This is a genomic window from Micromonospora sp. LHW51205, from assembly GCF_003315815.1.
GTDB classification, from domain to species: domain Bacteria; phylum Actinomycetota; class Actinomycetes; order Mycobacteriales; family Micromonosporaceae; genus Micromonospora; species Micromonospora chalcea.
In genome coordinates this window covers 976091-988049 of sequence record NZ_QMEZ01000001.1, presented here as the reverse complement: position 1 = coordinate 988049, position 11959 = coordinate 976091, and the positions used below count along the sequence as shown (strand labels likewise).

Sequence of the window (11959 nt, the reverse complement as noted above, 5' to 3'; positions counted from 1 at the left end):
AGGCGTACGCGGTCCGACCGGACGCCTCGTTGTCGTACGTACGTTCTAAGTTCGGTCCATGGTCGACCCACTCGCCGCCGAGGTGCGCCGCCTGCGTGTCGAGGAGCAGCTCTCCGTCGCCGACATCCGGGCCCGCCTGGGCATCGGCCGCGATCGGGTGTACGCGCTGCTGCGCGGCATCCCGCCGCCTGAGTGGACCCGCCGGCCCCGTGCGCGCGACGACGCCCGCGCTGAGGCGCTGCGGCTGCGCGCGGCCGGCCGATCCGTCAACCAGATCGCGGAGCAGCTCGGCGTGGCGAAGTCGACCGCTTACCAGTGGGTGCGGCACCTGCCGTTGAACCCGGACGACGCGACGGCCGAGCGGCGACGTGCCCATTCACGGGCGATGACGGAGGCGCGCTGGAGCGCGTACCGGGAGTCGCGGGACGCCGCGCAGGCCGCGGAACACGCCAGGTCCGCCGGGGTGGTCGGCGGGCTCGGTGAGCGGGATCTGCTGATGTTGGGCGCCGCGATCTACTGGTGCGAGGGCGCCAAGTCGAAGCCCTGGCGTCGAGCGGTGACGGTCCAGTTCGTCAACACCGATCCGGGGTTGCTGGCCCTCTTCCTCCGCTTCCTCGAAGTGTGCGGCGTAGATCGGACGGTGCCGACCTATCGGGTGAGCATCCACGAGTCAGCGGACGCGGAGGCGGCTGTGCGTTGGTGGGTGAGGCGGCTGCGACTACCTGCCGAGCGGTTTCGCCGCACGGTGCTCAAGCGGCACAACCCGACCACGCTGCGGCGGAACACGGGCGACACCTATCACGGATGTCTCGTGATCACGGTGCCCCGCAGTCGCGAGCTCTACTGGCAGATCGAAGGTATGATCGCCGAGCTGTTCCGGATCACGGACGAGACGCAAGGAAAAGTCGCTGATCCGTAGGTCTTGACATAGCGATGGGGTGTGGGGTAACGGCAACCCGCAGGCCTTTGGAGCCTTGAGCTCCTGGTTCGAATCCAGGCACCCCAGCTCATTCGTCGGATCGCTCCTGGGCGAACGACGTTTGTGTGGCCGGATGCGAATTGTGGCGAGCCGCGTGGTTAGCATGACCGCGAGACTGTCGCCGTCCCGACGGGAGAGCCACGTCGTGTCCCAGCCCCACCTCCGCACCGTTGTCGTGCTCGCCGCCGGTGAGGGCAAGCGGATGAAGTCGTCCCTGCCCAAGGTGCTGCACCCACTGCTCGGCCGTACCCTGCTCGGTCACGTCCTCGCCGCGGCCGGGCCGCTGCGCGCGGACCGCACCGTGGTGGTGGTCGGCCACGGCGCCGACCAGGTCCGGGCGCATCTGACCGACGTGGCCCCGGCGGCGACGCCGGTGCTCCAGGAGCGCCAGCTCGGTACCGGGCACGCGGTCCGCATCGCGCTGGACGCGGTGCCGGACGCGACCGGCACCGTCGTGGTGATCAACGGGGATGTGCCGCTGCTGCGGCCGGAGACGGTTCGGGCGCTCGTCGAGGCGCACGAGGAAGCCGCCGCGGCGGCGACGGTGCTGGCGGCCGAGGTGCCGGACCCGACCGGCCTGGGCCGGATCGTGCGGGACGTGCAGGGGCACCTGGAGCAGATCGTGGAGGAGCGGGACGCCTCGCCCCAGCAGCGCGCGCTGCGGGAGATCAACGCGGGCATCTACGCGTTCGACGCGGCCCGCCTGCGGGAGGCGCTGGGCAAGCTGTCCACCGACAACGACCAGGGCGAGGAGTACCTGACCGACGTCTTCGCGCTGCTGCGCGACGCCGGGGAGCCGGTGGCGGTGCACTGCGCCGCCGACCACGTGGAGACGCTCGGCTGCAACGACCGGGTGGAGCTGTCCGCGCTGCGGCGGCTGCTGCGGGACCGGGTGAACGAGGGCTGGATGCGTACCGGGGTCAGCATCCTCGACCCGCACACGACGTGGATCGACGTGACGGTGACCGTGGAACGGGATGCGGTGATCGACCAGAACACGCAGCTCCAGGGCGCCACGGTGGTCGGCGCGGGCGCGCTCGTCGGCCCGGACACCACGCTCGTGGACACGGTGGTGGGCGCGGGCGCGAGCGTGGTGCGCTCCCACGCGCTCGGCGCCGAGGTGGGGCCGGAGGCCAGCGTGGGGCCGTACGCGTACCTGCGGCCGGAGTCGCGGCTGGGCCGCAAGGCGAAGGTCGGCACGTTCGTGGAGACCAAGAAGACGTCGATCGGTGAGGGCTCGAAAGTGCCGCACCTGTCGTACGTGGGGGACGCGACGATCGGCGACCACAGCAACATCGGCGCGGCCACCGTCTTCGTCAACTACGACGGGGTACGCAAGCACCACACCACCATCGGCAGCCACGCGCGTACCGGAGCGGACAACATGTTCGTGGCGCCGGTGCGGGTCGGCGACGGCGCGTACACGGCTGCGGGTTCGGTGATCACCGGGGACGTGCCGCCGGGCGCGATGGCGGTGGCGCGGGGCCAGCAGCGCAACGTGGAGGGCTGGGTGCTGCGCAAGCGGGCCGGCACGGAGGCCGCGGAGGCGGCGCGGCGGGCCGGTGAGGATGCGCCGGAGTCGGGCGCAGCCGCAAGGGAAGGTGACTGACTCCACGGGGATCGGCGGGCCGTGGGTGGATCGCTGAACCGGGGGCATACTGCAACCGAACACTCCCCGGCCCCACCGCCGCCGGGCACCACCGACATACGGGAGCAGACGGGCCCATGGGCAGCATCGTCGCCGAAAACCGCAAGAGCCTGATGCTCTTCTCCGGGAGGGGTTTTCCGGAGCTGGCCAAGGAGATCGGTGAGGTGCTCGGCGTCGCGCCGACGCCGGCCGACGCGTACGACTTCGCCAACGGCGAGATCTTCGTCCGGTACAAGGACTCGGTTCGTGGTTCGGACGCCTTCGTGGTGCAGTCCGTGACGCACGGCGTGAACACCTGGGTCATGGAGACCCTGATCATGGTCGACGCGCTGAAGCGCGGTTCGGCCAAGCGGATCACCGTGGTGCTGCCGTTCTACCCGTACGCGCGGCAGGACAAGAAGCACCGCGGCCGGGAGCCGATCTCGGCGCGGCTGATCGCCGACCTGCTCAAGACGGCGGGCGCGAACCGCATCCTGACCGTCGACCTGCACACCGCGCAGATCCAGGGCTTCTTCGACGGCCCGGTGGACCACCTGTTCGCCATGGACGTGCTGGCCGAGTACGTGGAGCACAAGTACGCGGGCCGCCCGATGACGGTGGTGGCGCCGGACTCGGGCCGGGTACGTGTGGCGGAGCGCTGGACCGACCGGCTGGGCGGCTGCCCGCTGGCGTTCATCCACAAGACCCGCGATCCGCTCAAGCCGAACCAGGTCGTGGCGAACCGGGTGGTCGGTGAGGTCGAGGGCCGGGTGTGCCTGATCGTGGACGACATGATCGACACCGGTGGCACGATCACCAAGGCGGCGGACATCCTCAAGGAGCAGGGCGCGGCGGAGATCGTGGTCGCCTCGACCCACGCGCTGCTGTCCGATCCGGCGACGGAGCGGCTGAAGAACAGCCCGATCAGCGAGGTCGTGGTGACGAACACGCTGCCGCTGCCGTCGGAGAAGCAGTTGGACAAGCTGACCGTACTGTCGATCGCCCCGCTGCTGGCGCGGGCGATCCGGGAGGTCTTCGACGACGGTTCGGTGACCACCCTGTTCGGTGGCCTGAGCTGAGGAGTGCCGGTCCGGTCGCCGGTGTTCCGGCGGCCGGGCCGATGCCCTGCGGAACCGGCGGCGCGGTGATATGGGGGACTGCCGGAGAGCCGGGAATTCCCTCGGGTAGACTGGTGCGGTTGCCACGGCGAGGGTGCCCGGCGGGCTGCTGACAAGCACCGCACGGAGGCGCCGTCATCGACGCGGTGCTCCGGGCGGTCGTTCATGACCCTAGCCCCAGCGAGCCCCTCGCCCCAGCACCGCCAGACGACAAGCCGCCGCAGCGAAGCATCAGGAGTTTCCCCGTGTCCGAGGTAAAGATCAGCGCCGAGCCCCGTACCGAGTTCGGCAAGGGTGGTGCCCGTCGTACCCGCCGGGCCGGCAAGGTGCCCGCCGTGCTGTACGGCCACGGCGAGAAGCCCAAGCACATCGCGCTTCCGGCGCGGGAGTTCGCCGCCGCGATCCGTAAGGGCGGCGCGAACCAGCTCTTCGCGATCGAGGTCAGCGACGGCACCCAGGTGCTGGCGCTGCCGAAGGCGATCCAGCGTGACCCGATCAAGGACACCTTCGAGCACGTGGACCTGCTGCTGGTCCGCCGGGGCGAGAAGGTCACCGTCGAGGTCCCGGTCCAGCTGACCGGTGAGGCCGCGAAGGACACGCTGATCGTGCACGACCACGACACGCTGTCGGTGACCGCCGACGCGACCAAGGTGCCGGACCACCTGGAGGCGTCGATCGAGGGCGCCGAGCCGGGCACCACGATCACCGCCGCCGACGTCGAGCTGCCGGCCGGCGTCGAGCTGGCCACCGACGAGGAGACCGCTGTCGCCTCGGTGACCGCCGCTCCGACCGCCGAGCAGCTCGAGGCCACCCTCCCCGAGGTCGAGGAGGCCACCGAGGAGGCCGAGGCCGAGGTCGGCGAGGAGACCGCCGAGGGTGCCGAGGGCGCTCCGGCCGCCGAGGGCGAGGAGGCCCCGGCCGAGGCGAAGACCGAGGCCTGACCGGTCCGCAAGGCTGTGCGACAGGCGTCCCCGGTTCCCGGGGGCGCCTGTCGGCGTATCGGGACGGCTGGTCGGGGAAGCGAGCGGGAAGGGGCGTCGGGTGACGGACGAGGCGGGGCCGTGGCTGGTGGTCGGCCTGGGCAACCCCGGCCGGGAGTACGCGAACAACCGGCACAACGTCGGGTTCATGGTGGCCGACCTGCTGGCGGCCCGGGTGGGCGCGAAGTTCGGGCGGCACAAGCGCGCGATGGCCGAGGCCGCGGAGGGGCGGCTGGGGTTCGGCGGGCCGAAGCTGGTGCTGCTCAAGCCGTTGACGTACATGAACCTCTCCGGCGGCCCGGTGGCCGGGTTGGCGCAGTTCCACAAGATCCCGCCGGCGCACGTGATCGCGGTGCACGACGAGCTGGACATCCCGTACGGGCAGGTGCGGGTGAAGTGCGGCGGCGGCGAGGGCGGCCACAACGGTCTGCGTTCGATGTCGAAGTCGCTCGGCACGAAGGACTACGTGCGGGTGCGGTTCGGCATCGGCCGGCCGCCGGGCCGGCAGGACCCGGCTGACTACGTACTCTCGGATTTCTCCCCGTCTGAGCGCAAGGAGCTGGAGTTCCTGGTGGACCGCGCGGCGGACGTGGTGGAGTCGGTGGTTCTCAAGGGCGTGGAGCCGACGCAGAACCTGTACCACGGGGGCTGAGCAGTGGCCGGGGACCGAAGGGCGGGCGACGGGAGCATCATGGGCAGTCCTCCGATGATCGACGGCGGCTTCGCCCGGTGGCTGGCGTCGCGGGCCGGTCAGGCGCTGACGGCGTTGCGGACGGAGATGGGGTTCGCCGACGCGGGCGCGCTCCGGTCGGCCGGGGACAAGGTCTCGCACGATCTGATCCGCACCGAGCTGGCGAAGTGGCGGCCGGCGGACGCGGTGCTGTCGGAGGAGGACGAGGGTTCGCGGCTGGCCTGGACGGCGGAGGTGACGGACGCGGCGTTGTCGCGCCTGAACGCGGACCGGGTCTGGATCGTCGATCCGCTGGACGGCACCCGGGAGTACGCGGAGGAGGGGCGCTCGGACTGGGCGGTGCACGTGGCGCTCTGGTCGCGTCACGCGTCGACGCCGCACGGTCTGGTGGCGGGCGCGGTGGGCCTGCCGGCCCAGCACCGGGTGCTCGGCACGGACCATCCGCCGGCGTATCCGCCGATGACAGTGGAGGCGGCCGTGGGCGGCGGCCGGCGGGTCATCCGGTTGGCGGCCAGTCGTAGCCGTCCGCCGGTTTTCCTGACCGATCTGGCAGAGGACGTCGGCGCTCATCTGGTCCCGATGGGCTCGGCGGGCGCGAAGATCGCCGCCGTGGTCACCGGTGAGGTCGACGCGTACATCCACGCGGGCGGTCAGTACGAGTGGGATTCGGCCGCTCCGGTCGCTGTGGCGACGGCCACCGGTCTGCATGCTTCCCGGATCGACGGTTCTGCGCTGAAATACAACGGGGCCGACCCGCGTCTACCGGATCTGCTGGTCTGCCGCAAGGATCTCGCGAGTCGGTTGCTTGCAGCGTTGCAGCGGCATTCCGGGTAACCTGAGCGTTCTTCTTCACGAGTCCGACCTGAAAGGTCTGGAATCCGATGTACGGATCCGTGCGAATCGAGTTCGTGTCATGACGTCCCCCGCCGCGTACCAGGTGTCGCACCTCGACGCCCTTGAGGCGGAGAGCATCTTCGTGATGCGCGAGGTGGTCGCCGAGATGGAGCGGCCGGTGCTGCTCTTCTCCGGCGGCAAGGACTCGATCGTGATGCTCCGGTTGGCCCAGAAGGCGTTCGCGCCGGCCAACATCCCCTTCCCGGTGATGCACGTGGACACCGGGCACAACTTCCCCGAGGTGCTCGACTACCGCGACCAGCGGGTGGCCGAGCTGGGCCTGCAGCTGATCGTGGCGAGCGTGCCGGAGGCGCTGAACAAGGGCCTGGTCCGCGAGTCCGCCGACGGCATGCGCAACCGGATCCAGACGCCGGTGCTGCTGGAGGCGGTGGAGAAGCACCGCTTCGACGCGCTGTTCGGCGGCGCCCGGCGCGACGAGGAGAAGGCGCGGGCCAAGGAGCGGGTGTTCAGCTTCCGCGACGAGTTCGGCCAGTGGGACCCGAAGAACCAGCGTCCGGAGCTGTGGGCGCTGTACAACGGCCGGCACCACCCGGGCGAGTCGATCCGGGTGTTCCCGCTGTCGAACTGGACCGAGCTGGACGTGTGGCACTACATCGCGCGGGAGCGGATTCCGCTGCCGTCGATCTACTACGCGCACGAGCGCGAGGTGATCGAGCGCGACGGCATGCTCTACGCGGTGAACGAGTTCTTCCGGGCCCGCGCCGGTGAGCAGCCGTTCAAGGCCCAGGTGCGGTACCGGACCGTGGGTGACGCCTCCTGCACCGCGGCGGTCCGGTCGGACGCCGACACGGTGGAGAAGGTGATCGAGGAGGTGGCCGCCACGCGGATCACCGAGCGCGGCGCGACCCGTGGTGACGACCGGGTCAGCGAGGCCGCCATGGAGGACCGCAAGCGAGAGGGCTACTTCTGATGAGCGTCGAGACCCTGGCGCCGGCCGAGAGCGACACCGCGCGGCCGATGGACCTGCTGCGGTTCGCCACCGCGGGCAGCGTCGACGACGGCAAGTCGACGCTCATCGGCCGTCTGCTCTACGACACCAAGTCGCTGTTCACCGACCAGCTCGCCGCCGTCGAGGCGGTCAGCGCGGCGCGTGGCGACGAGTACACCAACCTGGCGCTGCTCACCGACGGCCTGCGCGCCGAGCGGGAGCAGGGCATCACCATCGACGTGGCGTACCGCTACTTCGCCACGCCGCGGCGCAAGTTCATCATCGCCGACACCCCCGGGCACATCCAGTACACCCGGAACATGGTCACCGGCGCCTCGACCGCCGACCTGGCGCTGATCCTGGTGGACGCGCGCAAGGGCCTGGTGGAGCAGTCCCGCCGGCACGCGTTCCTCTGCTCGCTGCTGCGGGTGCCGCACCTGGTTCTCTGTGTCAACAAGATGGACCTGGTCGACTGGTCGCAGGAGGTCTACGAGCGGATCGCCGACGAGTTCACCGCGTTCGCGGCGAAGCTCGACGTGCCGGACCTGACGGTGGTGCCGGTCTCCGCGCTCAAGGGCGACAACATCGTCACCCGCTCGGAGAACATGCCGTGGTACGAGGGTCCGTCGCTGCTGCACCACCTGGAGCGGGTGCACATCGCGTCCGACCGCAACCTGGTCGACGTGCGGTTCCCGGTGCAGTACGTGATCCGGCCGCAGTCCACCACCGTCACCGACTACCGGGGCTACGCCGGGCAGGTGGCCTCCGGTGTGCTCAAGCCGGGCGACGAGATCATGGTGCTGCCGTCCGGCTTCACCAGCCGGATCGCGGCGGTGGAGACCGCCGACGGCCCGGTGGACGAGGCGTTCCCGCCGATGTCGGTGACGGTCCGGCTGACCGACGAGCTGGACATCTCCCGCGGCGACATGATCTGCCGGCCGAACAACGCCCCGATGGCCGTGCAGGACATCGAGGCGATGGTCTGCTGGATGGACGAGACCCGCCCGTTGCAGGTCGGCGGCAGGTACGCGATCAAGCACACCACCCGCTCGGCGCGGGCGATCGTGCGTGGCCTGCACTACCGGCTGGACATCAACTCGCTGCACCGGGACGAGACGGTGGGCGAGTTGAAGCTCAACGAGATCGGCCGGGTCCGGCTGCGCACCACGGTGCCGCTGCTGGCCGACGAGTACCGCCGCAACCGCACCACCGGCGGCTTCGTGATCATCGACGAGGCCACCAACCGTACGGTCGGCGCCGGCATGATCGTCGAGGCCGGCTGACCCCCTGCTTCGTAAGGAAGGGCCCCTTGTTAACAGCGCGCTGTTAACAAGGGGCCCTTCCTCTACCGCAGGCGTTAATAAGGGGCCCTTCCTTACACCCTCAGCCCAGGCGGGTGACGCCGTCGGCCGGGAGCACCGTGAGGGTGCCGGGGGCGGTGAAGCCGCGCTTCGCGTACGCCTCGGTGACGGCGGCGGCCACCGGGTCGGCGGCCTCGGCGTCGACCAGGGCGAGCACGCAGCCGCCGAAGCCGCCGCCGGTCATCCGGGCGCCGTACGCCCCGGCGGACAGCGCCGCCTCGACCGCGGTGTCGATCTCCGGCACGGTGATCTCGAAGTCGTCGCGCATGGAGGCGTGCGAGGCGGTCAGCAGCGGACCGGTGTCGCGGACCCGGCCGGCGCGCAGCAGCGCGACGGTGTCGAGCACCCGCTGGTTCTCGGTGACGACGTGCCGGACCCGGCGGCGGGTCTCGTCGTCGTCGAGGCGGGCCAGCGCGGCGTCGAGGTCGGCCACGTCGACGTCGCGCAGCGCGGTCACCCCGAGCGTCGCGGCGGCCCGCTCGCAGCTGCGGCGCCGGGCCGCGTACTCGCCGTCCGCGTGCCGGTGCGGCGCCCGGCTGTCGATCACCAGCACGGCCAGCCCGGCGGCGTCCAGGTCGAACGGGATCTGCTCGACCTCCTCGGTGCGGCAGTCGAGGAACAGGGCGTGCCCGGCCCGGCCGCGGATCACGGCGGACTGGTCCATGATCCCGGTGGGCGCGCCGACGTAGTCGTTCTCGGCCCGCTGGGCCAGCCGGGGCCACGCCTGCGCGGGCAGGTCGAGGCCGCCGAGGTCGACCAGCGCGGCCAGCACCGCCGACTCGATCGCGGCCGACGAGGAGAGCCCGGAGCCGACCGGCACGTCGGAGGCGACGGCGAGCCGCGCGCCCGGCACGTCGTGGCCGGCGGCGCGCAGCGCCCACACCACCCCGGCCACGTAGGCGGCCCAGCCGTCGACGCCGCCGGGCTCGTCGGCCTCCGCCGCGCCGAACTCGACCGGCTCGTCGTCCAGCTCCGACCAGACCGTCCAGCGTCCGTCCGGGGCGGGCGCGGCGGCGACCACGGTACGCAGCGGCAGCGCGAAGGGCAGCACGAAGCCGTCGTTGTAGTCGGTGTGCTCGCCGATCAGGTTGACCCGTCCGGGTGCCGCCCAGCGGCCGGCCGGCTCGGTGCCGTACCGCTGCCGGAAGCCGGCGGCGGCGCGGTCGGCGACGGTCATGAGGGCTGCCCCGCGACGTGGGCCCGGTAGAACGCCCAGGCGTCGCCGACCATGTCGTGCAGGGTGGGCTTGGCCGGCGTCCAGCCCAGCTCGTCGCGGGCCAGCGCGGAGGACGCGACCAGCTCGGCCGGGTCGCCCTCGCGGCGGGGGGCGACCTCGACCGGCACCGGGTGGCCGGTGACCTCGCGGACCACGTCGACCACCTGCCGGTTGGTGAAGCCGTTGCCGTTGCCCAGGTTGTAGATGCGGTGCCGGCCCGGGGTGGCCGCGTCGAGCGCGAGCAGGTGGGCGCGGGCCAGGTCCTCCACGTGGATGTAGTCGCGTACGCAGGTGCCGTCGACAGTGGGGTAGTCGTCGCCGAAGAGCTGGAGCTTCTCCCGCCGCCCGGCGGCCACGTCGAGCGCGATCGGGATGAGGTGCGTCTCGGGGTCGTGCCGTTCGCCGATGGCCAGCCCGTCGCGCAGGTACGCCCCGGCGACGTTGAAGTAGCGCAGCGAGACGGCGGCCAGGTCGTGCGCGATCGCCTCGGAGGTGAGCGCCATGTCGACGGCCAGCTTGGTCGCGCCGTAGGTGCTGGTGGGGGCCTTGACGGCGGTTTCCGGGATGGGTAGTTCGGTGGGGTTGCCGTAGACGGCGGCGGTGGAGGAGAAGACCATCCGGGGCACCCGGGCGGCGCGGACCGCGTCGATGAGCGCGATCGAGCCGACGGTGTTGGTGTGCCAGTACAGCTCGGGCCGGATCATCGACTCGCCGGCGGCGATGAGGGCCGCGAAGTGCAGCACGCCGTCGTACCCGGCGTCGGGGGTGAGCACCCGGGCGGCCTCGTGCACCGGCAGGTCGACGTGGGTCGCCTCGGGGGCGAGGGCTTCCCGGTGACCGGTGCGCAGGTCGTCCAGCACGGTCACCTGGTGGCCGTGGTCGAGCAGCATCCGGGTCACCACGCTGCCGATGTAGCCGGCGCCGCCGGTGACGAGCAGTTTCACGTCGGTCGTCCTCCTGCCTGGGCCGCGTCCCGCGGCCTTCCCGCGATCACCCTACGGCCGGGGGCGGTGTCGCGGCTGTCGAGTTGAGCCCGCCTCCATTCCATCACAATCCTTCATGACTGAACAGATCCGAACATCGGCCCGAGCGTACGGTGGCCGCTGTCTACCATCCTTCTCATGCGGGAGGGTGGTGGTCCCGGGCCCCGGCGGCGTCCGCCGGGGCGGCTCCGACGCGAACCCGGCCCGCTGGCCCGCACCGTGGCCCGCCTCGTGGTGCGGGCCGCCGACGGCGCCACCCGCCTGGTGACCGACCTGCTCGGCGCCAGCCCGGTCGCCGGCCGGGAGCGGATCAGCGAGGCCGAGCTGCGGGACCTGGTCGCGGCGAACACGCTGCTCGACGCCGACGAGCGCCGGATCATCGACGAGGTGCTGCTGGCCGGCGCCCGGCTCGTCCGCGAGGTCATGGTGCCCCGCACCGAGGTGGTCTTCCTCAGCGCGGCGCTGCCGCTGGCCCAGGCGCGGCGGCTGGTCCGGGACGACCCGCACACGCGCTACCCGGTGGTCGACGGCACCCACGACGACGTGGTCGGCATGGTGCACCTGCGGGACGTGCTGCTGCGCCCGGAACCCGACCGGCCGCTGGTGGTCGGCGAGCTGACCCGCGAGGTGAAACGCCTGCCGGACAGCAAGCGCGTGCTCGCGGCGTTGACCGAGATGCGCCGGGAGGGCCACCACCTGGCCGTGGTCATCGACGAGTACGGCGGCACCGCCGGCATCGTCACCTGCGAGGACCTGGTCGAGGAACTGGTCGGGGAGATCCGCGACGAGGAGCACGGCCCGCCCGAGCCGGAATCCACCGGGCTGCCCGCCGTCGTGGACGGCCGGCTCAACCTGACCGACTTCGCCGAACGTACCGGGGTGCCGCTGCCCGCCGGCCCGTACGAGACGGTGGGCGGGTTCGTGATGGCCGCGCTGGGCCGGCTGCCGGTGGCCGGGGACGAGGTGCCGGTGACGCTCGACCCGGACGGCGGATCGGTCCCCGCCGATCCGGCCGGCTGGCTGCTGCGGGTGCTGGCGCTCGACGGCCGGCGGGTGTCCCGCCTGGCGGTCTCCGCCGCGCGGCTGCCCGAGCCCCGGCGTGAGGTGAACAGTCCGCTTCCGCCCGTACCCGCCCGATCCACCGGCCCGTCATGACGGACG

General features: G+C 71.8%; 10 protein-coding genes, 1 tRNA gene and 1 pseudogene. 10 read left to right on the top strand and 2 right to left on the bottom strand.

Annotation, left to right across the window (positions count from 1 at the left end):
* The first annotated feature begins 58 nt into the window (after positions 1-58).
* The 9 genes and pseudogenes from DQE82_RS04555 to DQE82_RS04515 all read left to right on the top strand — a co-directional run bounded on the left by DQE82_RS04555 (position 59) and on the right by DQE82_RS04515 (position 8521).
* Complete coding sequence (locus DQE82_RS04555; protein ID WP_069087187.1) at positions 59-919, top strand: helix-turn-helix domain-containing protein; 861 nt, start codon at positions 59-61, stop codon at positions 917-919.
* 15 nt (positions 920-934) lie between these two features.
* Positions 935-1006, top strand: a tRNA-Gln gene (locus DQE82_RS04550).
* A 76-nt stretch (positions 1007-1082) separates the two neighbouring features.
* Positions 1083-2648: pseudogene (glmU, locus tag DQE82_RS04545) on the top strand (bifunctional UDP-N-acetylglucosamine diphosphorylase/glucosamine-1-phosphate N-acetyltransferase GlmU); the annotation flags it as partial.
* A gap of 56 nt (positions 2649-2704) precedes the next feature.
* Positions 2705-3685, top strand: a complete 981-nt coding sequence (locus tag DQE82_RS04540) for a ribose-phosphate diphosphokinase (protein ID WP_030501163.1) — start codon at positions 2705-2707, stop codon at positions 3683-3685.
* A 284-nt stretch (positions 3686-3969) separates the two neighbouring features.
* Complete coding sequence (locus tag DQE82_RS04535; RefSeq protein ID WP_013283957.1) at positions 3970-4665, top strand: 50S ribosomal protein L25/general stress protein Ctc; 696 nt, start codon at positions 3970-3972, stop codon at positions 4663-4665.
* 100 nt (positions 4666-4765) lie between these two features.
* Positions 4766-5356: an aminoacyl-tRNA hydrolase gene (pth, locus tag DQE82_RS04530; RefSeq protein ID WP_030501165.1), complete on the top strand. Its 591-nt coding sequence runs from the start codon at positions 4766-4768 to the stop codon at positions 5354-5356.
* A 39-nt stretch (positions 5357-5395) separates the two neighbouring features.
* Positions 5396-6229 (top strand): inositol monophosphatase family protein, encoded by an 834-nt coding sequence (locus tag DQE82_RS04525; RefSeq protein ID WP_043326804.1) that lies wholly within the window; start codon positions 5396-5398, stop codon positions 6227-6229.
* Between the two features lie 79 nt (positions 6230-6308).
* The gene (gene cysD, locus DQE82_RS04520) at positions 6309-7220 is read left to right on the top strand and encodes a sulfate adenylyltransferase subunit CysD (protein WP_030501167.1); all 912 of its coding nucleotides are present in this window, start codon (positions 6309-6311) and stop codon (positions 7218-7220) included.
* Positions 7220-8521, top strand: a complete 1302-nt coding sequence (locus DQE82_RS04515; RefSeq protein WP_030501168.1) for a sulfate adenylyltransferase subunit 1 — start codon at positions 7220-7222, stop codon at positions 8519-8521. The genes cysD and DQE82_RS04515 overlap by 1 nt, the downstream gene beginning before the upstream one ends.
* A 100-nt stretch (positions 8522-8621) precedes the next feature.
* Here the strand turns inward: DQE82_RS04515 and galK are convergent, their stop codons facing one another.
* Both galK and galE read right to left on the bottom strand, forming a co-directional pair.
* Positions 8622-9776, bottom strand: coding sequence for a galactokinase (gene galK / locus DQE82_RS04510; protein WP_113972066.1), 1155 nt, complete (start codon positions 9774-9776; stop codon positions 8622-8624).
* Complete coding sequence (gene galE, locus DQE82_RS04505; protein ID WP_043326801.1) at positions 9773-10759, bottom strand: UDP-glucose 4-epimerase GalE; 987 nt, start codon at positions 10757-10759, stop codon at positions 9773-9775. The genes galK and galE overlap by 4 nt, the downstream gene beginning before the upstream one ends.
* A gap of 177 nt (positions 10760-10936) precedes the next feature.
* Here galE and DQE82_RS04500 point away from each other — a divergent pair, with 177 nt between their 5' ends.
* Positions 10937-11953: a hemolysin family protein gene (locus tag DQE82_RS04500; RefSeq protein ID WP_222949268.1), complete on the top strand. Its 1017-nt coding sequence runs from the start codon at positions 10937-10939 to the stop codon at positions 11951-11953.
* Positions 11954-11959: the final 6 nt, after the last annotated feature.

Excerpts from the sequence above, each read along its gene's own strand:
- DQE82_RS04555 (WP_069087187.1), top strand. The coding sequence starts at position 59 with ATGGTCGACCCACTCGCCGCCGAGGTGCGCCGCCTGCGTGTCGAGGAG.
- DQE82_RS04540 (WP_030501163.1), top strand. The coding sequence starts at position 2,705 with ATGGGCAGCATCGTCGCCGAAAACCGCAAGAGCCTGATGCTCTTCTCC.
- DQE82_RS04525 (WP_043326804.1), top strand. The coding sequence starts at position 5,396 with ATGGGCAGTCCTCCGATGATCGACGGCGGCTTCGCCCGGTGGCTGGCG.
- cysD (WP_030501167.1), top strand. The coding sequence starts at position 6,309 with ATGACGTCCCCCGCCGCGTACCAGGTGTCGCACCTCGACGCCCTTGAG.
- DQE82_RS04515 (WP_030501168.1), top strand. The coding sequence starts at position 7,220 with ATGAGCGTCGAGACCCTGGCGCCGGCCGAGAGCGACACCGCGCGGCCG.
- galK (WP_113972066.1), bottom strand. The coding sequence starts at position 9,776 with ATGACCGTCGCCGACCGCGCCGCCGCCGGCTTCCGGCAGCGGTACGGC.
- DQE82_RS04500 (WP_222949268.1), top strand. The coding sequence starts at position 10,937 with ATGCGGGAGGGTGGTGGTCCCGGGCCCCGGCGGCGTCCGCCGGGGCGG.